This is a genomic window from Cellulophaga sp. F20128 (assembly GCF_023015805.1).
Classification (GTDB): domain Bacteria; phylum Bacteroidota; class Bacteroidia; order Flavobacteriales; family Flavobacteriaceae; genus Cellulophaga.
The window spans coordinates 39,317-64,341 of record NZ_JALKBA010000013.1; the positions used below are offsets into that span (position 1 = coordinate 39,317).

General features: G+C 36.3%; 14 protein-coding genes. 12 read left to right on the forward strand and 2 right to left on the reverse strand.

Annotated features, from left to right (window positions below; genetic code table 11):
• Nucleotides 1-73 precede the first annotated feature (73 nt).
• The 11 genes from MWU65_RS12640 (at nt 74) to MWU65_RS12690 (ending at nt 19,981) form a co-directional block, all read left to right on the forward strand.
• The gene (locus MWU65_RS12640; RefSeq protein WP_247078430.1) at nt 74-4,102 is read left to right on the forward strand and encodes a discoidin domain-containing protein; all 4,029 of its coding nucleotides are present in this window, start codon (nt 74-76) and stop codon (nt 4,100-4,102) included.
• Nucleotides 4,099-4,800, forward strand: coding sequence for a hypothetical protein (locus tag MWU65_RS12645; protein WP_247078432.1), 702 nt, complete (start codon nt 4,099-4,101; stop codon nt 4,798-4,800). Before MWU65_RS12640 ends, MWU65_RS12645 begins: the two co-directional genes overlap by 4 nt.
• Before the next feature lie 557 nt (nt 4,801-5,357).
• Nucleotides 5,358-6,722, forward strand: coding sequence for a Gfo/Idh/MocA family oxidoreductase (locus MWU65_RS12650; protein WP_247078433.1), 1,365 nt, complete (start codon nt 5,358-5,360; stop codon nt 6,720-6,722).
• Between the two features lie 40 nt (nt 6,723-6,762).
• Nucleotides 6,763-9,945, forward strand: a complete 3,183-nt coding sequence (locus MWU65_RS12655) for a SusC/RagA family TonB-linked outer membrane protein (protein WP_247078434.1) — start codon at nt 6,763-6,765, stop codon at nt 9,943-9,945.
• Nucleotides 9,946-9,972: 27 nt separating this feature from the next.
• Nucleotides 9,973-11,514 carry a RagB/SusD family nutrient uptake outer membrane protein gene (locus MWU65_RS12660; RefSeq protein WP_247078435.1) on the forward strand — a complete coding sequence of 514 codons (1,542 nt, stop codon included), beginning with the start codon at nt 9,973-9,975 and terminating at the stop codon, nt 11,512-11,514.
• Nucleotides 11,515-11,548: 34 nt separating this feature from the next.
• Entirely contained in the window at nt 11,549-12,208 is a 660-nt protein-coding gene (locus MWU65_RS12665; protein ID WP_247078436.1) for a fasciclin domain-containing protein, read from the forward strand.
• A 52-nt stretch (nt 12,209-12,260) separates the two neighbouring features.
• The gene (locus MWU65_RS12670) at nt 12,261-13,346 is read left to right on the forward strand and encodes a DUF5007 domain-containing protein (RefSeq protein ID WP_247078437.1); all 1,086 of its coding nucleotides are present in this window, start codon (nt 12,261-12,263) and stop codon (nt 13,344-13,346) included.
• 696 nt (nt 13,347-14,042) lie between these two features.
• Nucleotides 14,043-15,359 (forward strand): hypothetical protein, encoded by a 1,317-nt coding sequence (locus MWU65_RS12675; RefSeq protein WP_247078438.1) that lies wholly within the window; start codon nt 14,043-14,045, stop codon nt 15,357-15,359.
• 281 nt (nt 15,360-15,640) lie between these two features.
• The gene (locus MWU65_RS12680) at nt 15,641-16,951 is read left to right on the forward strand and encodes a DUF3472 domain-containing protein (RefSeq protein WP_247078439.1); all 1,311 of its coding nucleotides are present in this window, start codon (nt 15,641-15,643) and stop codon (nt 16,949-16,951) included.
• Between the two features lie 12 nt (nt 16,952-16,963).
• Nucleotides 16,964-18,382, forward strand: coding sequence for a sulfatase (locus MWU65_RS12685; protein WP_247078440.1), 1,419 nt, complete (start codon nt 16,964-16,966; stop codon nt 18,380-18,382).
• A 21-nt stretch (nt 18,383-18,403) separates the two neighbouring features.
• Nucleotides 18,404-19,981 carry an arylsulfatase gene (locus MWU65_RS12690; protein ID WP_247078441.1) on the forward strand — a complete coding sequence of 526 codons (1,578 nt, stop codon included), beginning with the start codon at nt 18,404-18,406 and terminating at the stop codon, nt 19,979-19,981.
• A 55-nt stretch (nt 19,982-20,036) separates the two neighbouring features.
• Here the strand turns inward: MWU65_RS12690 and MWU65_RS12695 are convergent, their stop codons facing one another.
• Entirely contained in the window at nt 20,037-21,101 is a 1,065-nt protein-coding gene (locus MWU65_RS12695; RefSeq protein ID WP_247078442.1) for an aminoglycoside phosphotransferase family protein, read from the reverse strand.
• Between the two features lie 5 nt (nt 21,102-21,106).
• Entirely contained in the window at nt 21,107-21,997 is an 891-nt protein-coding gene (locus tag MWU65_RS12700; protein WP_247078443.1) for a sugar phosphate nucleotidyltransferase, read from the reverse strand.
• Nucleotides 21,998-22,175: 178 nt separating this feature from the next.
• Between MWU65_RS12700 and MWU65_RS12705 the strand changes: the two genes are divergently transcribed.
• Nucleotides 22,176-24,821 (forward strand): c-type cytochrome, encoded by a 2,646-nt coding sequence (locus MWU65_RS12705; protein WP_247078444.1) that lies wholly within the window; start codon nt 22,176-22,178, stop codon nt 24,819-24,821.
• Nucleotides 24,822-25,025: the final 204 nt, after the last annotated feature.

A 25,025-nucleotide genomic window follows, 5' to 3' on the forward strand; every position in this document is an offset into this window, starting at 1 on the left:
TTAGTTTTAAAAGGAGGGTTGGAGACAACCCTCTTTTTTTATAGCCAAAAACCCTTGAAACCCAACCTAAGCCATGAAAAAAAAATTATATCACCTTAAATTTATAGTACCATTTTTTTTACTAATTGTATGTGGGGAGCAAATCCATTCCCAGATACATACAACTCCTTATGATGAGTTGCCAGGAATCATCAGTACCTATAAGCCTACCTACCAAGAATCGTTTTCTGATTGGGCAAAAAAATTATATGAATACCCTGTAAATTACAAAGAAATAGAAAAAGGATATGCTGCCTATAAGGCCAATGATCCAGGTAAAACCCCAATAGAGCGGTATTACAAAATATGGAGACGTGTGGTGGCAGATTATGTGCTTTCTGATGGTACTATTGTACTACCAGAACAAAAAAATAGAACAAAAGCTACCAAACAATCAGGACGTGCATCAAGAGGAACGGATGCCTCCAATTCTAATTGGACCTTTTTAGGGCCAAAAAGCACCTATTGGTTAAACGAAGCCAACGCTCCAGAAATACCAAACTTGGCACCCTGGCAAGTAAATGTGTATGCAATGGATGTAGCTAAGTCCAATACCGATATTATCTATGCAGGTACAGAAACTGGATATATGAACAAATCAATAGATAAAGGTCTTACATGGAATTTGTTAGCGCCCGATTATTTGTTTGGGTCTGGGGTAACTAGCATTGCCATTCATCCTACCAATCCCAATATAGTATTTGCTGCCTCTTCCAGGCAAATTCATAAAACATTAAATGGAGGAGATACATGGTTTCCTTTACTAAATTTAGAATTAGATGTAAATCATATCAGTATAGATGCAATGAATACCAATACGGTTATTGCTTCTACCAATAAGGGCATCTACAGTAGTTTAGATGCGGGAACTACTTGGGTACAGCGTACTTCAAATGTAGCTTATGACCTTCAAGTGTCGCCAGCCAATACCAATACAATATATGCATTGACAAAAAATGCTTCCAATAATTTTGAAGTCATAATTTCTACAAATGCAGGCATTACGTTTTCTTCAATAACAAGCTTTCCAACCAATTTGCAAGAGGCTTCAGGAGGGTTGTTGGCTATGTCTAATGCCAATTCAAATCTTCTGTATGTCACCATGTTGAGTCTAGACAATACGCCTTTGTTGTACAAAGGGGTATTAAATAGTGGTGCTTGGACATGGACTAAGGTGATTGATTGTAATACGGACAACTTTCCGTACAATAACGGTCAAGGGTATTATGATCTGGTGCTAGAAGTCTCTCCTACTAATGCAGATATCTTTATGGTTGGTACCACCACTTTGTTTAAAACAACCAATGGTGGCAGCTCTTTTGATGCTATTGGAGGTTATTTTGGAAGGTTTTCTATTCATCCAGATATTCAAGATATTGTTTGGATGCCCAATGGGTCGGTTTATGTTGCTACGGATGGTGGTATCAGTTTTTCTACCGATGCTTTTGAAACAGATTTTCAACCTTTAATAAACGGTCTAATAGGCTCTGATATGTGGGGCTTTGATCAAGGTTGGAATGAAGATATTGTTGTAGGAGGTAGATACCACAATGGCAATACCGCCATGTCCGATTTGTACGGTGATAAGGCGCTGCGAATGGGTGGGGCCGAATCTGCAACGGGATGGGTTTTACAAGGTAAAAAGAGACATGTTGCCTTTAATGACCTCGGAAACGGGTGGATTTTACCAAAAACAGCAGAAGCTGCCCCTGAAGGTAGATTTGTTTTTTCTAAATACCCTAACATGTTAGAATACGGAGGAAATAGAGGAAGCTTGGTGCATCATCCCAACTACCATGGTGTTATCTACCTTGGTGAGGGTAATGATTTTTGGAGGAGTGAGGATATGGGGAAAACCTTTAGCTCTCTCCATACTTTTTCAGACTTAGTAATGAAAATAGAAGTTAGTGTAACAAACCCCGATGTTATGTATTTAGATGTCCGGGGAAGTGGCTTATATAAAAGTGAAGATGGTGGTACAACTTGGGTCGCTAAGCCATCTTTAAGTAATAGTGCTAATGCAGGGAGTAGTATTAATGGAAGAATTAGTATGGTAGTATCTCCTTATGATGAAAATGTGGTGTATGCCACCTATGCCAACGGAACTTGGACTTCTAATAAAGGAAAAGTGTTCAAGTCTGTAAACGGAGGAGATTCTTGGGAAGATATCACTGCTGGTATAGATATAAATACGAAGTGTTTGGTGATACAGCCTACCTCTAATAATGAAGATTTAGTTTATCTTTTTGGAAAAAGGGGTGATGGTGTTTCGGCCTATGTGTATTATAGGACTGCCTCCATGACCAATTGGGAATTGTTTTCGAATACCTTTCCTGAAAATTTTGACATCAATACGGCTCTCCCTTTTTATAGGGATGCAAAGTTACGGGTAGCAGGAGGAGCTGGAGTATGGGAAAGCCCTATGCAGGATGTAAATTTTGAACCCGTATTAAATCCTTGGGTAGATAAAAGAGTGAATAAGTGCATGCTGGATACACTTAATTTTGATGATCATTCCATGCTTAAGCACGATGGAGCTACTTGGAATTGGGACATCACACCTGCGCCTAGTTATATAAGTGATGCCACTAGTAGAAACCCTAAAGTGGTCCTAGGAAACCCAGGTTCTTATACGGTTACAATGACGGTAACTCAAAACGGGAAAGTCTTCTCTAAAACCATAGAAAATATGGTAGAAACCACTACCTGTCCTTCAATTACAGATTGTAGTAACCCTGGCCAACTTCCAAAAAATGAATGGAGCTTGCTCTATGCCGATAGTGAAGAGGTGAATTACCCGGGCTTAGCTGTAATGGCTTTTGATGATGATCCAAATACAATTTGGCACACCAGATGGAGTACAGGTACAGATCCTTACCCGCATGAAATACAGATAGATTTAGGTAATTCTTACAGCATAAGTGAATTTGAGTACCTGCCTAGAAGTTCTGGATCTAATGGAAGGATTAACGAATATGAGATTTATTTTAGTTATGATAAAACCAATTGGGGCGAGGTAGATTTTACGGGTACTTTTGAAAACTCTGCTGCGCCACAAATTATTAAATTTTCTGAGCCAGTTAAGGCGCGTTATATGCGTATTGTGGCACTTTCAGAGGTTAGTGGCCAAGCCTTTACGTCTATTGCCGAGATTACACTAACCGGATGTTTGTCAGATAATTGTCCGGACATAGACAATCCAGATCAGGCAGATTTTGATTTGGATGGTATTGGTGATCTATGTGATGATGATGATGATAACGATGGCGTCCTTGATGTGGACGACGATTGTCCTAATTCAGATTTAAACAGTGTTGTAAATGCCAACGGCTGTGCTGCTTTTACCTTGCCTAGTGATAATTTTGGGATACAAACTTTTTCAGAGACCTGTAGGGATAGTGATAATGGAGAGATCCATATCACAGCGCAAGAGTCTTTAAATTATAAGGTAGAACTAACGTCTAATTATCAGCTTATAGCGAATTATTCCTTTAGTGATGTATTGGAGGTTGGTGATTTAAAATCGGGTGTCTATACCGTTTGTATTACGGTTGATGGTCAATCTGGTTTTGAACGTTGTTACGATATTTCAATTAGCGAGCCTCAGGATATCGCGGTACAATCGTATTACGATGCTGAAAACAAAACCTTATCGTTGCAAATGTACAATGGCAAGAGTTATAAGGTTCTTGTAAACGGTAAAGAAATAGAAACCAACAATAGTAGAATTACTATAGGTTTAGATAAAGGCGCAAATGACATTGTAGTAACTACAGAAAAAGATTGCCAAGGCCAGTTTATGAAGACGATAAACCTCAGTGATACGGTATTGGTGTATCCAAATCCCGTGGTAGATTATTTGTTTGTCAATATTGGGAATGACACTTCTAAATCGGTATTGTTAAACATGTATTCCGTTGAAGGTAAGTTGGTTTTATCTCGCACATTACCCGTAAATAATGCCACCGTTAAGTTGGATGCTTCCTTTGTAAATAAAGGTGTTTATTGGGTTAAATTAATTTCTGAAAAATCTACAAAATCATTTAAAATCATTAAGAAATGAAAAATTTAATTTGGACAGTATGTTTGTGTATTGGTATGCTTTCTTGTAGTAAGAATAGTGATGCACCAGAGGAAGAAAAATCCGTAGTAAAACCAGAGGTAGCTTCTTTGATGTTTCCATTAAACAATTCAGAATGTGTGGATGGTGCAATAATCAGCTCGGCTAAAAGTAAGGTTACTTTTGAGTGGAATACGGCAAATAATGCCGATGGATACGAGCTAAAGCTAAAGAATTTACAAACCAAAATTACAACGGGTCATTTATCATCTAAGGCAGAGATTTCAATTACGCTAGATAGAGGTGCTGCTTATTCTTGGTATGTTGTTTCCGTGAATAATGGATCTGGGGAAAAGGTAGAAAGTGGAGTGTGGAAATTTTACAATGCAGGGGAAGGTGTTACGGCTTATGCGCCTTTTCCAGCGGATGGTGTTTCTCCCTTATCAGGGGCGCAAATAGCGCACCTAGCTGCTGGAATTACCTTAGAATGGACTGGAAATGATGTTGATAACGATATTGAAGGTTACGATATTTATTTCGGAGAAACTTCTAATCCAGAACTCTATCAAGAAAATTTAACTGCCAGTAGCCTTGAAAATGTAATCATTAATCAGGATACAAAGTACTACTGGAAAATAAAAACCAAAGATAAACGGGGTAATGTTTCGTATTCAGACGTATTCCAGTTTAAAGTGAATTAAGGCAAAAAATGAAGCACCAAGGTAGCTTCTGTAGTTTACAGAAGCTACCTTGGTGTTATACAGCATAATGAAGTACTAAATTGCCAATAAAACCCTCATCTTATTGCTGAAAATTTAGATTTTTCACCTGTTTTAGTGGTGCTATTGCTTCTAAATGTCAAGGGAAATAGATAACTTAAATTTAACTATTAGGTTACGGGAAAACTTACTTTTTCTATTAGTTTTGAATGGTATAGATTACTTCTTATTTTTTATAAAAATAACCACAAGTCTTCTATCTTATATCTTCTCAAAAGAAGCTATGGATATGCTTTTTTTTATGGTTACTTAAGGTAATAATTATCAATCTTTAAGAAACTTTAAGAGATATACTCGTCAATAAACGGGTGTAAAATCATCTTTTTTTCAAATTTGAATAAAATGCAAGCTATAATAGCTTAAAAAATCCACGTTCTATATTTCTCTATTTCCTCAAATTTGGTAATCCAGAATAGTCACTACTATTCAGTTGCCAAATAATTTAATACGTTTTGGATCTGAATAAGAAAAATACAAATATGAACGAAAGACGAAATTTTCTTAAAAAAACAGCCATTGCAGGTGCGGGGATTGCCGTAGTACCTAGTGTAACCTTTGGAATGAATACCTCCAAAAAATCTGATTTGGTGCGGGTTGGTATAATTGGTGTTGGTTTAAGAGGTACAAACCACTTAAATAACCTATTGAGAAGGGATGATGTTGTTGTTACCGCTATATGTGATGTAGATTCCAATAGAATTGACTTAGCGCTAGAAGCAATAGCTAAGGCAGGTAAAAAGAAACCCAAAGTTTTTGGAAAGAATGATAAAGATTATTTAAACCTACTTGAGTTAGTCGATGTAGATGCAGTTGTGATTTCTACACCATGGTTGTGGCACACAAGAATGGCAGTAGATTCTATGCGTGCTGGAAAGTATACAGGATTAGAAGTTTCAGCTGCTAATACATTAGAAGAATGTTGGGATTTGGTGAATACGCATGAAGAGACAGGCTCTCATTTAATGATTTTAGAGAATGTAAACTATCGTAGAGATGTTTTGGCTGTATTAAATATGGTGAAACAAAACGTTTTTGGAGAGTTGTTGCATTTTACCTGTGGTTACCAACATGATTTAAGAGGAGTAAAGTTTAACGACGGCAAAACCGCCTATGGTAAAGGAGTAGAATTTGGAGACAAAGGCATCTCTGAATCTGCATGGAGAACACAACATTCTTTGTTGCGTAATGCCGATGTGTATCCTACGCATGGTTTAGGACCTGTAGCAGTTATGGCCGATGTAAATAGAGGCAATCGTTTTGTGTCTTTAACCTCGCATGCAACCAAAGCAATAGGTTTAAACAAATATATTGTAGACAATGGGGGAGAGAATCACCCCAATGCAAAATTAAAGTGGAAACAAGGAGATATCATTACCTCTACGATAGAGACCTCTAATGGAGAAACAATTATTGTGACCCATAATGTAAATACGCCTCACCCTTATTCCTTAGGATTTAAAGTACAAGGAGTACAAGGCCTAACGGATTTTGATTACCACACCCAACGAATTCATGTAGAGGGTACAACCAAAGGACATGGTTGGGAAGATATGGATGCTTGGTTTGAGAAATACGATCACCCTTTATGGAAAAAGTTTGGTGAAGGAGCTACAGAAGCTGGTCATGGAGGCATCGACTTTTTTGTTATGAATGCATTTATAGAATCGGCTAAGGAGAATGTTGCCCCACCAATGGATGCTTATGATGCTGCAGCCTGGAGTGCTGTAACACCATTGTCTGAGGTGTCTATAGAGAATAATGGAGAGCCACAAGATTTTCCGGATTTCACAAGAGGCAACTGGATTAAAAGAAAACCATACAACTGGATGAAGAATACCTATTAACTAAATACAACTCAATTAATAACTAACTTAAATTAAATTTATGAAAAAACAATTTATTTGTTTGATAACTATGATGCTAAGCATCATGCAGTTTGTGCATGCGCAAAGCGAAATTGTTACAGGAACAGTTTACGATGAAAATGGAGGTCCTTTGTTGGGCGCTTCAGTGATGGAAAAAGGAACTAAGAACGGAACACAAACCGACTTTGATGGTAATTTTACCTTAAATGTGGCGGGTTCAACTTCTGTTTTGGTAGTTACTTATGTAGGGTATGTGCCTTCAGAGGTTACTGTAGGTTCTCAAAAAGAAATTAAAGTTACCTTACAACCCGATGTAACTCAATTAGATGATGTGGTACTTATTGGATACCAAGCTGTTAAAAGAAGTGATGTAACTGGTGCGGTATCTAGTATTAGCAGTGAAGCCATAGAAGGTGTGCCAGTGGTTAGTGTTTCTGCTTTATTGGCGACACAGGCTACAGGTTTGCAAGTGTCTACCCTAAGTGGTGCGGCAGGAGCTAGAGGTGGTTTGGTAATACGTGGTAATACGTCTATAGGTGGAGATATTGATGCCAACACCGCATTTAGTAATCCTTTATATGTAGTAGATGGTGTACAAACATCTTTGGAAGATTTAGCAGGTTACAACGTGTCTAACGTAGATTTCTTAGCGTCATTAAGTCCTAATGATATAGAGAGTATCGATATTTTAAAGGATGCTTCTGCTGCGGCAATTTACGGTTCTCGTGGTGCTAATGGTGTTATTATCATTAAAACCAAAGGAGGTAAGGCGCTAGATAAGCCAGAATTTACGTTTTCTTCTAGCTTGGGTGTTATGGTGCAGCCAGAATTAACAGGTATGTATGCCGGTGCTGCAGAAAGAAACGCAAAATGGAACATGTTAAATACATGGTGGGCCCCTTATGAAAGACAAGGTTCTCAAACGCCAATGGTATTATCTGATAGTTTAAACCCAGCCTTTAATAACAATGTAGATTACCAAGGTTTGTTTTACAAAACAGGTATTTCTCAACAGTACAACTTAAGTGTTCGTGGTGGTTCAGATGAGACTAACTATAGAATATCTTTAGGGTACTCTAAAAATGATGGAGTTATACAAAACACTGGTTTTGACAGGTATACTTTAAACACAAATATTAATTCTAAAGTAGGTTCTAAATTTAGAAATGATTTACGAATTAACTTAACGTTTACAGACAATAAAACAGGACAAGGAAACCCGGGTGGATATTCGTATAATTTAAACTCTGCTTTGCCAGTGAATCCAGCGAATATGAACTCTTCATTGTTTTATATTAGCCCAGCAAGAATTGATGGTCTAAAAGGAGAATTGGAAGAAAAGTTAAATACAGATAGAGCGATAGCAACTACATTTACAAACTTTGCAACCTTAGATTTGTTTGGTGGTCTTGCGCTTAATTCGCAGTTAACCTATTCCTATTCTAGTAACAAAAAGAATTTTTACGAGCCTTCAATTACACGTTCTGCGGGTAACGGTTATGCCAGCTATTCACTGTACAACAGAAATAACTTGTCATCTGATTTGTATTTAAACTACTTTAAGAATTTTGGCGATGACCATGAGGTAACTGCTGTATTAGGTAATAAAATAGACTACAACCAATATGAAACTATGTATATGTCAGCTGCTGGTTTTGGTAGTGATGCTATTAAAGTAATTAATAGTCGTTATACACAAGATCAAATTTATGGCTTTACAGATATCAGTGCCAATGCATTGGTTTCTTATTTTGGACGTGCCAGTTACAAATACAAAGACCGTTATATTATAGGTGGTACCTATAGTAGAGATGGTTCTTCTAGATTTGGTGCCAATGTGCGTTGGGCAGAATTTTCATCAGCTAACTTTGGTTGGGAATTTTCTAAAGAGCCATTTTTAGAATCTTTATCTAGCTTTTTAGATTATGGTAAGTTTAGAGCCTCTTGGGGTATTAACGGAAAGCAGTTTACGGAAAATTACCTAAGATACAATGCCTATGATTTAGGATTTGGTGGTAATGCTTATTGGGCTAACCAATTGAATGTATCTACTTATGCTGGTGTTACGGGTATTGTACCAAATTACAACGCCATTGGTAATGATGAATTGTCATGGGAAAATTCTGAACAATGGAACTTAGGGGTAGATTTGGATTTATTTAATAGAAGATTTAATGTTACGTTTGATGCTTACAATAAGCTTACAGATAAATTGTTTTTTGATGTAAACTTCCCTGCTTATTCAGGATATAACTCAGCAAAAGCAAATGTTGCAGGTATTCTTAATTACGGTTGGGAAACGTTTGTAACCTACCATGTTTTTCCTAGAGAAAACGATTTGCGTTTAGAACTAGGTTTTGGTTTAAGTAAAAACGAGAACTATATTGATAAGTTACCTAATGGTAATCAAGATTATATTGGTAGTAACTATGGTTATGTTGTAGGTAGACCCATAAACTTATATAAATTATTTATCAACGATTATATTATAGATGATCTATCTCAATTACCTGTGAACCCTTATACAGGGCAAGCATTAACAGGTAAGAGTGCATGGGCTGCTATTCGTCCAGGATTTCCAATCTGGAAAGATTTAAATTCAGATTATGAATTAAATGAAAACCCAGACTTAAATTTGGTACGTGAGTATTCACCGGTTCCAGATATTACAGGTTCATTTAATATTAACCTTAAGTATAAAGGTTGGTATTTTCAAGCCTACAGTCAGTTCTCATTTGGTGCTGATATTATGGATACAACAACCAATAGTTACTTAGATTCGTATGATAGAACAGGTGATTCTTGGGCAACTAGAGGTTTGGTAGATTTAAGCAACTTTAGTTTCTGGGAGCAACCAGGAGATGGTGCTGCTGGTGCGCGTTACCCTGCTTTATACCCAACTACGGGTAGTATTGGTGGTCCGTTTTACGGATTTAGAGGTGCTCAAACCTTATGGATAGAAAGTGGTGATTACTGGAAAGTTACCAATGCATCTGTTGGTTATACATTTGATCAGCAAAAACAGTTAAGAGGGACTGGTTTATCTCGTTTACGTGTGTATGCATCAGTTTTAAATCCATACCAATGGCAAAAATCGAAAGCGGTTCCAGATGCTTCTATGGTAGATGCTAAAGGGTATACTTATGGTAATGGGTACCCACAATCTAAGACTATTACACTAGGATTTGATGCTAGATTTTAATAAATTAACATTAAAAATTAAAGTTATATGAAAACTATAAATATAAAAATAATGGCTGCATCATTACTGGTCTTTTTAGGGACGGTAAGTTGTTCAGATCTACTAGATCAGGAGCCGGTAAGCATAACCCATCCAAATGTGTTTTGGGTAAATCAAAGTAATGCAGAACAGGCATTGGCAGGTTCTTATGCCTTGTTTAAAGAAACAATAACCTACCAAGCAAATTTTATTTATTGGGGTGAGTTGCCTGGGATGACGTTTATGAATAGTCGTAACTGGATTTCCGATTATATAGAAGGAAGTGGAAACTACGTTTTGGCATATAGAGACAGATCTAGAGACTGGAAAGGGTTTTATAGAGCTGCCAACTGGGCCAACACTATTGAAGGCTACGTAGATGGTATGGATGTAGATTTATTTGATACACCGGCAGAGAAAAACAGAATTATAGGTGAAGCTGCTTTTGTGAGAGCGTTATCTTATTTTTACATGGCTCGTTTGTGGGGAGATGTTCCTATTATTACAGAATCTATAGAATCATCTGACCAGTTAATTACTGAAGATGGTTTTGTGGTAAGTGTACCGCAATCTGATGAGTTATTGGTTTTAGAGCATGCATTAGAAGCGGCTAATAAGGCAATAAGTTTATTGCAGTATTCAAATCCTGGAGCACCAGCTTGGGCTATTACGGCCAACAAGGCTAGTGCAGAGGCATTAAAAGCGCACATTACGCTATGGTATGCGAGTAGGGATAATAACAATGCGGATATGATAGCGCAAGCTATTGAAGCTACAACTTCTGTCATTAACAATAGTAATGCGGAACTTATAGACTACGTTGCAGAGGGTGTTGCAGGTTTTGATGCGATGTGTATTGGACAATCCAAGACTGGTCTTTTTGAAATTAACAATAGCCAGGCTATGGGAGAATCTTTTAGAATGAATGAAGGAGATGGTTCTTATACTGGTTTAACCTTAAATTATCCAATCTGGAAAAATGAGAACACAAACAAGAGCCCTATTATAGATCCAGATTTTTATGGGAAACAGTTTATGGATTCTGATGTCACTAGAGATAATGATGTACGTAAAGACTTGTTCTTTTACGACTATGAAAGTACAGAAAATTCATTCCCGTTAAAGTACTCTCACCAGTCGCCAGATTCGAATTCAGAAGATGCCTATGCGCAGTTCTCAGAATCGAATATCTTAATTTTCCGTTTGGCAGATATGTATTTATTACGTGCAGAAGCAAATGCAAGAAAAGGGTTGTTTGGATTGGCTATAGACGATGTTAATGAAATTAGAAGCAAGGCAGGTTCTTTAGATTACGCAGGTACTTTAGATGAAGAAAATGTAATGAAAGCCATTTTTGACGAGCGTGCTATAGAGTTTGTTGCCGAAGGGCAATCAGCCTTTGATCGTATTCGTATGAATTATTTTGAAGGAGTGCCTTGGGCGAATGAAGTTAGAAATCAAAAACAAGGTTATTTTTGGCCAATAGCTCCAGATATTATTTCTATTAACCCTCTTATTGTACAACCAGAATACTGGAGAGGTGCATTATAATTAAGATATGAAAACATTTAAAAAATATAATAGTATGAAAAACACATTGTTAATACTAATAACCCTTGTCTTTTTATCATCTTGTGATAGTGATAATACATACTTGGAAGATGGTGGCTTAAGTGTCGCCAAGGTAGATATGTCTACCGTAGACTTTTTTAGGTCGCATGATCAATTAGATACCTTGGCTATTTTAATAGAAAATGCGGGTATGGAAGATTTGTTTAATGGTAGCAATACTGTATTTGCACCTAACAACCTTTCTATAAGGAATTATATCCTGTCTAATTTAGCTGAATTGAGAGAAACAGATCCTTTGGCTGAGTTTGGCTTAAATGATATTCCTATGGATACCCTAACCAAATATATGGGAGGTTATGTTTTTGATGGAAAAATCAAAAGAGAAAACATGACCCAAGAAGGACAAATATATACCGCTAAAAATGGAGAAGATAGACGTTTGTCTTTAGAGCCAGTTGCGGCATATACAAGTCAATTGGAAGAGTATCCAGAATATGTGTATTTTACGTATAAAGTAGGTACAGATTGGGATGCCTGGGATAGTAATATCCAAGATGAAGATGAAAAAGACAGAAAATTTCAAATTAGAACCTCTAATATTGAATCCAATAACGGTATAATTCATGTGCTTCAGGGCAGTGGTCACACACTGTTTGGTTATACTAGGGACTAATCTTTTTCTCAAAAAAGGACATAAATTAAGATAATAAACTAAAAATAAACAAATGAAAAAGATACTATATTCTTTGCTAATTGCAGCTATAGCGGTTACTTCTTGTACCCCGCCAGAGGTTGGTTATATTAGCGATAACATTCACGCACTACAAGACACTATTTTTGTGCCTAGAGGTGTATTTCAGTTATCTACGGCACCAACAGTAGAGGGATCAACTTACCCAATGCATTGGGAGTTAAAAAGTGTTACAGATCCTTCAGGAAACGTAACTACTGAATTAACAGACGAGCATGAAATTCTAATTTGGAAAGAAGCTTTTAATGGAGATACGGATACAACCCTAGCCCTTGCAGAGCAAAAGTTAGAATTATCACAGCAGCCTACCATGATTCTTAGTGAATCTAGTGGAGAGATCGCTTTTACACAAGCATCTAAGTATGTAGATAATGATATTTTTCATATTAATATAAAAGCTTCTAATGTAAAAGGAGAGCGTGATTTAGATGATTTCGTTGTTGCAAAATTAGAGCCTTTTGCTCCTGTAGAATTTCCTACAGAAATGAGAGCTAGATTAAACTTGACTAAAAATTCTGGTGGTAATGATATTTTATATACCTCAGTTATCAGCAATGGTTTTGATGATGAGGTGCCCAGTGTTTTAGATGGTACACATCCGTATATAACGGTAACTAAAATTAGTGATGAGCCAGCTTTAGGGTTTAAAGCAAAAATGATCATTACAGATAGTCATGATGTGCCATTGAACCCTGCAAAAGTTGTTTTTTACCCTTCTGGTGCCAATTATTTGCAAAATTACCATGACAATTCTGTAGAGACCGTAACAGATGCTACGTCATCAACATTTTCGTTGCCAGCACCGCCGTTTCCACAATTTGGTAGAACATATGCTTCAGGTAATAATTCGTATTTAATGTATTATTTAAGTACTGCAGATGCCTTTACAGTAGATACTGCAGCTTGGGAAGCTGAGCATGGTCCTAAAGATTGGTCTGCATATACAGATCCAGATACAGGCAACATTAATAATAGTGCTTATATCCGTTGGGGAATAAAAATTAATGATACAGGTACTTGGGAGCTTAAAATGAAAATTCCTTATACCAACGTTAAATAGTAAAACATTAATAATTTTGAGTTAGTTTTTTATGTTTCCTAATGTTACTTTTTTAGTAGTGTTAGGAAACTTTTTTTTAATGATACTCTGAAGTGTACGGCAATTATCATTGCGAGATCAGTATCAAATCAAGTGATTATCACTCAGGGTGCCAATAAAATTTAAATTAGAAATCTATAAAGAAACTTAATGTCAGTTCCAGTTATTTTTCGAAACGATTGAGCGGAGTGAAAATCAGAGAAAATTGTATCGAGAAAACAATTTTTTTGGAATGCAATTTAAAAGTTTCTCTATACAAATGCTTTATTCGCTATGGCTACAAAAGAATTCATTCAAAGTGACAACGAAATTATAATTTAAAAAAGAAACTTAATGTCAGTTCGAGTGATTTTCGAAACGATTAAGCGGAGTGAAAATCAGAGAAAATTGTATCGAGAAAACAATTTTTTTGGAATGCATTTTAATAGTTTCTCTATACAAATGCTTTATTCGCTATGGCTACAAAAGAATTCATTCAAATTGACAACGAAATTATAATATAAAAAAGAAACTTAATGTCAGTTCGAGTGATTTTCGAAATGATTGAGCGGAGTGAAAATCAGAGAAAATTGTATCGAGAACCATAAACCAAAATGCTTTTGGGATTTCGATATCGGATGTATAACTTTTTTTTTAAACAACAATAAACAACAGTTCATGAAATACTTTTTAACACTAGTACTTGCTTTAGTTGTAAGTTTTGGTAATGCACAGAAAAAAGAAGAAACAAGTTCTTATGTTAAACCGTCAAGAACTGAAGTAATTATTCCTATAAAAAAGGAACAATTTAGAGAAGAGGCTTGCAAGCAAAGAGTGCAAGGTGGTAATCCACGAATGGTCAATGGCTATTTGCAGTTTGATGGTTCAATGGATGGTAACAGACAGGTAGATCCACAAATAGCCGTAGGAGGTGGTTATGTTTTTCATGGAACAAACCTTGGGTTAACTATCTATGATAAAGAAGGCAATTATATAGATGGTGTTTCTCAAAACTGCTTTAATAAAGGCATAGATCCTAAGTTGTTTTATGATGTACACAATAAAGTTTTTGGGTTCGATTTGTGGAATCCCTGGGATGATAAAAAAAAGAAACCGGTAAATATTGCAATTTCTGAAACCAACGATCCTAGAGGAGCATGGAACATTTACCCTGTGCCAGCACCAGGCGGAAGAGATGGTGGCGGCATTGGCTATAGCAAAAAATGGATTGGGTATTCCTTTCCAGGAGGAGATGATAGAACATTTGTGTTAAAAATGAGTCAGGCTAAGGCAGGTAAAACGGCTACAGTATATCATTTTGAAGGTACTTTAGGACATCCAGTTTTTACACAAGATGCTATAGATGATTTGTATTTCTTTAAAATAGAAAAAGATAATTTTGTAATTACTAGGGTAACCGAAGATGAAAATGGAGCTCCAGTTTGTGAGGTGGTTAGCACTAAAAAACACGGGTTGGAATATATGAATTATCCACCTAAATCACCACAAAAAGGAACGGATCAGGTTACTTCTTCTGGGGATAGAAACCCTAAAAACTTAATTTTGCAAAGTGGTTGCATTTGGTTTTCACAAGCTGTTGATTACAAAGGTAATTCGGCCGTTCAATGGCATCAAATTAAATTGGATGGGAAAATTGTACAAACGGGGTTAATTAAGAAAGAAAACTCTAATTTTATACAAACCACAATAGGTGTTAATAAGAGAAACGATGTCATCATTGGATTTCAAGAAACCAATAAGGATATGTTTATTAGCCCAAGAATGACGTTTCGCTATGCGAAAGACAAGCCAGGGACAACAAGAGCTGTAATTAGTTTAGGTGAAGGTACTGGAGCAACTAACGGCGTTGCATGGGGCGATTATAGTGGTAGTACAGTAGATGGCGATAATTTAATGGATTTATGGACCATCCAAAGTATTGCAAACCAAGAAGGAAAAGGTGAAACAGTAATTGCAAAAATGCCTTTTAAATAAGCGGATTCCTTATTCATTTTTAATAAATTTATCCAATTGTTAATTCTAGTGTAGTTGAAGAATGACATAACGTTTGGAGAACAGGTTTTTGATATGGTTATTAAGTTATGAATCTAAATGTCAGTTCGAGTGATTTTCTATTTGATTAAGCGCAGTCGAAATCATAGAAAATTGTCTCGAGAACAGTTTTTTCAGTGAAACTCATCCGCTACAGGCACAACGGTTTAATAAAATAATAGTCGTCAATGTAAGTAGATAATATCAACATAAAATTTTAAACAATGCGTATACAAAACATAATTTACATCCTTAGTATCCTTTTAATATCGGCTTGTAAGTCGGGCTCCAATACTGATAAAAATGGAAAAGAATTAGAACTTAGCATTGCGGTGCCCCCCGGTGGAAATAGCTGGATTGTAAATAATTTAGAAGAAAATAGAAAAGTTATCTCTAAAGAAGGAATTCAATCTTGGACCAATACAGAGAGTGTAATTCGGACTTATTTTAAAACCAATGCTGCTGGGGAAATACATGTAGGGCTAATGGCCAGCGTGCCAGAAGGAAAATCTAAAATAAAAGTAACAGTTGGGAATACAAGTAAAGAAGTAAAACTAACAGGTGCTGATTTACAGAAAATACAGGTTGGTACTTTTAAATTGAAAACTGCGGGCTATCATTTCATAGAAATTCAAGGTATTGAAAAATCTGATGCTACTATTGCTACTATTAAGGAGGTTTTAATCGGTGGCCCTGCAACCCATAAAGAGGTGACATTTGTAAAAGAGGACTTTTACTGGGGAAGAAGAGGGCCTTCGGTGCATTTAAGTTACCAAGCTCCTAAGGATATTGATATACAATGGTTTTATAATGAGATTACAGTTCCAGAAAAGGAAGATGTTATTGGATCGTATTATATGGCAAATGGTTTTGGCGAAGGGTATTTTGGAATGCAAGTAAATTCGGAGACCGAACGCAGAGTGCTTTTTTCTGTATGGAGTCCGTATGAAACACAAAACCCCAATGATATTCCTGAGGATTACAAGATTATATTATTAGGAAAAGGAGCTGGAGTCACCACGGGGGAATTTGGCAATGAAGGGTCTGGAGGACAAAGTTATAAAGTGTTTAACTGGAAGGCAGGCAATACCTATAAGTTTTTATTAAAGGGAGAGCCATCCGTTAATAACTCTACGGATTATACCGCTTACTTTTTTGCGCCAGAAGAAAATGAATGGAAACTGATTGCCAGTTTTAGAAGACCGCATACAAGTACCTACCTAAAAAGACAACATTCGTTTTTGGAAAATTTTGTGACTTCAACAGGTTTTAAGTCTCGAAAAGGTCTTTATTCTAACCAATGGGTGCATGATACCAAAGGTGTTTGGCATGAACTTACAAAGGCGAAATTTACGGCAGATGCTACAGCTAGAAAAGGATCTCGTTTAGATTATGCAGGTGGCGTAGAAGGAAATAATTTTTTTATGGAAAACTGTGGTTTTTTTAGTGAAACCACCACTATAGATGCTACTTTTGAGCGGAAAGCAAATGGAATTGCACCACAAATAGAGTTCTCTAAACTGCCTAAAAAATAATTAAATCAATTTATGAAAATTAATATAGTTTGCTCCTTGTTTTTAATCTGTCTTGTTTTTCATTCTTGTAAAGAAAAAGCGTCACAAGTAAATAAAAGCAGTGATAGTTCTCCCAATATTATTCTTATTAATATTGACGATTTGGGTTGGAAAGATCTCGGTTTTCAAGGAAGTGATTATTATGAGACGCCAAATTTGGATGCACTTTCGCAAAAAGGAATGGTTTTTACTAACGGCTATGCAGGGGCTGCCAATTGTGCACCAAGTAGGGCTGTTTTAATGACCGGGAAATGGGCACAACGACACGGCATTTATACCGTCTTAAATTCAGATAGAGGAAAATCAAAAGACAGAAAATTAATTCCGATTAAAAATACAATTACCTTAGCAGACGAGTTTACGGTTATACCACAACTTCTTCAAAAAAATGGATATAAAACCTGTCATGCTGGAAAATGGCACTTAACCGATAATCCCCTTAAAAAGGGTTTTGATGTTAATATAGGCGGTAGTCATGCAGGTCACCCACGTAGTTATTATCCACCTTATAAAAACGTGGATTTAGAAGCTGAAGATGGCAAAAGACTTACAGATTTGGTAATGGATAAAGCGATTGAATTTGTCACCAATACCAAAGCACCATTTTTCTTAAATTACTCCCCTTATGCGGTTCACACCCCAATACAGCCGGTAAAAGAGTTGGTTGGAAAATATGAGGGTAAATCGTCTAAAATTGGTCAGAACAATGCGGAATATGCCTCTATGGTAGAGAATATGGACGCTAATGTAGGTCGGTTAATGCTCGCATTAAAAGAGGCGGGGAAACTAGAAAATACTTTTATTGTTTTCACCTCAGATAATGGAGGTCTGTATGGAATTACAAAGCAAAAACCCTTGCGTGCAGGTAAAGGAAGTTATTATGAAGGCGGTATTAGAGTGCCCTTCTTTTTTGTGTGGAAAGGTGAAATTAAGGAGCAAACTACATCAAATGAATCCATCTCAAATATAGATTTGTTTCCAACAATTTTAAAAGTGGCAAATATAAAGTTGCCAAAAGAGGAAATCTTAGATGGTGAAAACTTAGTGCCAATTTTAAAAAGTGAGATAACAAGTTTAGATAGACCGCTTTATTGGCATTTTCCTATTTATCTTCAGGCGTATAATGCCAAGGATAATGAAAATAGAGATGCTAAATTTAGAACAAGACCAGGCTCTGTTGTTCGGTATGGCAAATGGAAATTGCATCATTACTTTGAGGAGGATGTATTGGAGTTGTACGATTTAGATTCGGATATCGGGGAAGAAAATAATTTGGCAACTACCAATCCAGAGCAAGCAGAAATACTATTTAAAATGCTAAATAATTGGCGAAAAATTACCAATGCCCCAGTTCCTACAACTTTGAATCCGGAATACAAGGGAGGCGAATAAATAATTAAATAATTAATATCTATGAAAAAAACTGTTGTACGTGTTGCCGTATTAGGCATTTTATTAATTGCGGTGTCTTCTTGTGCCGAAAAGAAAGCTAAAGCGGAGCCAAACAAAAGTGCAAAACCTAATATCATCTATATTTTAGCAGATGATTTGGGATATGCTGAGCTCGGTGTATACGGGCAAGAAAAGATTGAAACACCAAATATAGATGCACTGGCTAAAGGAGGAATGATGTTTACACAGCATTATACAGGAGCGCCCGTTTGTGCACCGGCACGTTATGATTTGTTAACAGGGACACACTCTGGCCGTGCCTATGTTCGTGGCAATGATGAATGGGCAGATCGTGGAGCGGTATGGGATTATAAAGCGGCAATTTTAGATTCTACCCTTGAAGGACAGCGACCAATACCAGGCAATACAATCACAATTGCGAATAAATTAAAAACAGCAGGTTATGCTACGGGTATGGTTGGTAAATGGGGACTAGGAGCGCCACATACAGAGTCTATCCCGAATAATTTTGGGTTCGATTATTTCTATGGTTTTAACTGTCAGCGCCAAGCACATACCTATTACCCAGTACACTTGTATGAAAATAAGCATAGAGTGCATTTAAACAATGACACCATTGCACCTAGTACAAAGTTGGAAGAAGGTGCAGACCCTAATGATCCTGCTAGCTACGCTAAGTATACCTTAAATGATTACGCATCAGAAATGATGTTTCAAAAAATCACACAGTTTGTAGATGATCATAAAGAGAAACCATTCTTTATGTATTGGGCAGATCCCATTCCGCATGCTGCTTTGCAAGCACCACAGCGTTGGGTAGATTATTATATTAAAAAGTTTGGAGACGAAGAACCCTATTTAGGAAACAAAGGGTATTTCCCTCATAAAAATCCTAGGGCTGCCTATGCTGCTATGGTGTCCTATTTGGATGAGAATGTAGGCAAGCTAGTGGCCCAATTAAAGAAAGAAGGCTTGTATGAAAATACCTTAATTATTTTTACCTCAGATAACGGCCCTACTTTTAATGGTGGTTCAGATTCCCCTTGGTTTGATAGTGCTAAGCCTTTTAGAAGTGAACTTGGTTATGGAAAAGGTCATGTGTATGAAGGCGGAATTCGAATTCCTATGATCGCCTCTTGGCCAGGTAAAATTAAGGCAGGTTCTACTACAGATTTAATTTCTGCACATTATGATGTTATGGCAACCTTGTGTGAAATAACCAATCAAGAAATCCCTGTGACTACTGATGGAATAAGCTTTTTGCCAACACTAATGGGTGCAGAAGGTCAGAAAGAACATGAATTTTTATTTTGGGAATATCCAGAGTACGGAGGTCAAGTAGCAATTCGTATGGGCGATTGGAAATTAATTAGGATGAATTTAAAAAACAAAAACAAGGAGCCAACATTAGAGTTGTACAATTTAAAAGATGATATTAGAGAAGAGCATAATGTAGCGGCACAGCATCCAGAAATTATAGAAAAGGCTGCTGCAATATTTAAGGAACAGCATAGAAATTCAGCCGTAGAAAGGTTCCGAATTCCAGTGATTGAAAATGGATTGTTGTTTGAGGAATAAAGTACAATAGAATATAAATAAAAAAGTGAGTTTAAGATTCTTAAACTCACTTTTTTTATAGGGTCTGTAGTGTTTCGCTAAATTTTTCAGCCAATACATGCTGCATAAAGCTTTCTTCTTTTAAGGCTTTATTAGAGAAATCAAAAAGACTAATGCATCGGTCTATATTCTGGTTTTCGTATGCGGTTTTGTAATATTTATCATTTTCCAAATAGTCTGTCAACGCTCGTAACCCGTGTATAAAAGGCATAAAAACAGCACCAAGTGGTAAGGAGGCAATCTCTTCTTTCGTTAATTGGGTTGCATTTGTTTTTAAGCCATCAACAAAAGCTTCAAAAAGATTCTTGTTAAAAGTAATTTTGCTTAGATCTCTTTCATCTTCATCGGCAGTATTTGCAATGGTACGTACTGCATCCCCAAAATCATAATAGAAATACCCCTTCATTAGGGTGTCTAAATCTATTAAACACAAAGCCTTCTCTGTGCTTTTAGAAAAAAGGATGTTATTTAGTTTGGTATCATTATGGCAAACACGTACTGGTAAATCCTGGCTGCTAAATTCAATTAGTTTAGGCAATAAGCCTTGTGCAAATTGAATAGCACTGGTAGCCGTAGCTAGCCTCGTTTTATTCGCATTTTTTAATGCTTCTTCAAACTGATCTTTACGTAGTCTTAAATCGTGAAACTGAGGTATAGTATCTGTATAAGTATCTGTTTCTGCGGGGCTTAATAATTTATGAAATTCCCCTACAATCTTCCCTGCTTCAAAAGCAATTTTAGAATTTGTTGTGGTGTTATATGTAGTGCTTTCGTCAATAAAACTCATTAATCGCCAATACCCATCTTCCGTATGATAGGTTTTGTCCGTTTTGGTTTTTACCAATGCGATGTGGTTGTATGCATCGCTTTTTAAGAGCGACAAAGCAGCATCAATATTTTGCATTAAACCTTCAATATTGGTAAACACATTGTGGTTAATACGCTGAAGGATATAAACCGACTTAGCATTACTTATAACCAAATAAGTGTCGTTTATAAGTCCATTGTTTATGGGTTGAAAAGTATAGGGCCTAGCAGGAACAACAAAATTGCTTAAAATAACTTCAGGATTTGTCTTCATCAAAGTTAATGTTTAGTCCATAAGTTAAGTGGGTAGTCCCCATTTTTAGTCATTTCTGCTAATTTTGAAACCGCCATTGCTTTATCATCGGCATAGGTAACCCCAAACCAATTACTTTCAGAATTCAATACGGGAACAGTTATGCCTTTTTCTGTGATCATTTCTTGGATCACAAAAGGAAGGTAAATCTCACTAGAGCTAATCTTATTTTCATCCTTTAAGAATTCCGTAAATGAGCGCCCTATATAATCAAAAATAGAGGTGCCACAAATCCAGAAATTCATACTTACCTCTTCGTTCCCTGTAAACTCTATACCAGAATCTAAATCGATAATTTTATTGTTTTCTTCTTTTAGTTTTAAGCGCTCTTCAACCACAGTTAAAACATTGTCTTTAATTTGACAAACGCCTCTAGAAACCGAGCCGTAGGTAGATAAGGTATCCTTTAATGTATAAGAAATAAGTCCAAATTTATCAGCATTAGTTTCAGATGCCATAATTTTTGCGGCATTTTTAAAGGCTAACTCTCCATAAAAGTCATCTGCATTAATAACAGCAAAAGATCCTTTGATTACGTTTCTGGCAGTCCATACGGCATGTGCCGTTCCCCAAGGTTTTTTTCGCTCAGAAGTGTAACTAGTTCCGGGAGGAACATCGGTTATTTCTTGTGCCAAGACATCTAATTTTATGTCCTTGGGTAAGCGTTCAGATAAATGTTTTTGAAGAAAATCTACATTGTCCTTTTTTGTAACGGCAACTATATGTGTAAAACCGTATTTAAGAGCATCAAAAATACCAAACTCCATTAAAAATTCTTCGTTAGGACCTAGGTCATCAAACTGTTTTAATTTTCCGTATCGGCTACCACTACCAGCAGCCATTAATAATAGCGTCATTTTTCTGTTTTAGAGCTGTAAAAGTAAGGCATTGAGAAAAAAGATTCTAATATTCTAATGTAAAAACTTATCACATCTAAAATAGAATATGTATCAAAAGGAATAAATCGTAGCATTTATCCTAAAATTAGTTAAATTTGAATCAGAATTTCATACAAATAAATAGAACATATTTAAAATGCTTAAAAGAATTGGTTTTTTTGTGATGGCCGCGCTGGCAATCACTGCTTGTAAAGAGAAAGTAGAATGTATCTCAAGTACCGATATAGTTGTTTACCCAACAGACTCTATCGTTAATGCTTTAAATTGGCCAGATGATTTGGTTGTTAAAGGTTTTTCTGGTCCAGAATTAAATCCTAGTCCTGCTTGTATGGCCGTTGCTCCAAATGGTGATGTGTTTGTAGGGGTAGATATGATTGGTTCTTTAGGAAAAGAAATGGGGAAAGGCTTTATAAAGAAACTAGTGGATTGTGATCATGATGGTGTTATGGATTCTTATACTGAATTTGTACAATTAGACAATCCTAGAGGAATTTTAGCCATAGGAGATCAAGTATATGTATTGCACACCACGTTTTCTGATGAAACCAAAAAAGCCGACAATATGGATTTGGTGGTTTTTGATGATTTAGACAAAGATGGTATTGCTGATGGACCAGGAAAAGTGTTGATAAAAAACATAAGTAATCCAAAATATTTAAGGGAAAGAGGAACAGACCACGCAACCAACGGAATACAAATGGGTATTGACGGATGGATTTATATTGCTGTTGGTGATTTTGGTTTTTACAATGCTACAGACGCAAGTGGAAAACAAATGACAATGCTAGGTGGTGGTATTGTAAGAGTACGGCCAGATGGTACAGAAATGGAAGAGTATACCCACGGATTGCGTAACATTTATGATGTTGCTATAGATCCATTTATGAATATTTTTACAAGAGGAAATACCAATGATGGTGGCGGATGGAATATTCGATTTATTCACCAGATTCAATCGGGTGAATATGGATATCCTATCTTGTTTAAACATTTTACGGAAGAAACTTTACCAGCCTTAGTTGATGTGGGTGGTGGTTCTGGTACAGGTGCCTTATTTATGAACGATCATAGATGGCCGGCAAAATACAACAATGTGCCTATGATGGCAGATTGGGGAAGAAGTCATTTATACCTTCATAGGGTTGAAAAAGACGGTCCAAGTTTTACACAAAAAGAAGAGAAATTTATTCAAATGCCGCAAATAACAGATGTTGATGTTGATGCAGCAGGAGCAATGTATTTAGCTGCTTGGGATGGTGCAGGCTATTCTGGAAATCCAGATAAAGGTTATGTGGTACGCGTTACTCCAAAAGATTTTGCCTATGAAGCCTTTATTGATGTGCAAGATGCATCAGTAAATACATTGGTAAATGAATTAAAGTCTGGAAGTGCAAAAGCGAGATTAAGTGCGCAGTACGAATTGTTACAACGTCCTAAAGAAAAAACAGCTTCTAAGGTGTTAAAATTAGCAAATGATAAAGATGCTTCTTTAGAAACTCGTACAGCAGCAATTTTTACCTATGCTCAAATTGCGGGAGAAGACGGAATTGAAGGACTTTCTGCTTTGACTAAAGATACGGCGGTACAAGAATTTGCACTACGCGCAATGGCAGATCGTAAAGGATTAATTAAAAAGGTACCAATGAGCCTTTATGTTGATGGTTTACACTCTTCATCAGTTCGAGTAAAAGCAGCGTCAATAGTTGGTTTAGGAAGGTTAGAAAATACAGCCGCAGCCAAAGAATTGTTGCAGCTAAAAGTTCCGAGTTCATTTGTAGCACCCGTTATTAATACGGAAGGACCTCATGCTACTCCAAACTCAGAAATTGTGCTACCTCATTTGGCAGTTAGAGCATTGGTACAATTAAATGCTGTTGATGCTAGTGTGGCAGCATTACAAACAGAACAAAAAGACATAGCCATGTGGGCTATGCGTTATATGCATGATGATAAAGTTGTTGAAGGCTTAATGAAAGCTTATGAAAGTACCACGGATGAAGCATTTAAATTAAAAATATTAAATAATTTATCTAGAATTTATTTCAAAGAACAACCGTATGATACCTCTTGGTGGTGGAGTACACGTCCAGATACTCACGGACCGTATTACAAAACAATGGAATGGGATCAATCTCCTGTAATTCGTTCTTTCCTATTGAATCAATTTAAAGAGATTGGAAAAGAGAATGAGGAATATTTTGCGGAATTGAATAGTAAATATAGATTAGGTATTGATGCTTTTGGGGAAGTTAAAATTGAGAAACCTAAAGAAGATATGCCAGTTGTTGATTTTGAAAAGATTAAGAACAAAAAAGGACAAATAGGAGAGTCTTCTATTGAAGATGTAATGCTTGCATTAGGAAAAATAAAAGGAGATGCAGCAAAAGGAGAAGCTTTATTTGCTAGCCAAGGATGTTTTGCTTGCCATAGCATTACTAAAGATCAGGTAATGAAAGGACCTTTTATGGGGCAAGTAGGATCTATTCTAAATAGAGAGCAAATTGCGGAATCTATTTTAAAGCCAAATGCATCTATTTCTCAAGGATTTTCAACAGTACAAATAAAAACAAAGGAAGGTAAAAGTTTCGTTGGATTTGTGACCGAAGAATCTGCTGATGCCTTAACCATTAGAAATATTGTTGGAACAGCAACGTCATTAAAGAAATCTGATATTGAAACTAGAAAAGAACTAGAAACATCTATGATGCCTGCAGGTCTTGCCAATTCTTTAAGTTTTGAAGAAATGGCATCTCTAGTAACGTTTTTGCAGAAGCAAAAATAATATCTAGAAATTCAGGAATTAATAAGCCACTCTTTTTTTAGGAGTGGTTTTTTTATATAAGCGTTTAAATATTAAAAACCTTTAGTATCTTTGTAGGGTTGTGTTGTGTCTCAATTAATTTTGAGGCAAAAGTTGAAAACCCAATTAAACGGTTTCAACCAATGAAAGGCTTTCCTATTGGAAGGCTTTTTTTATGCCCCTTAC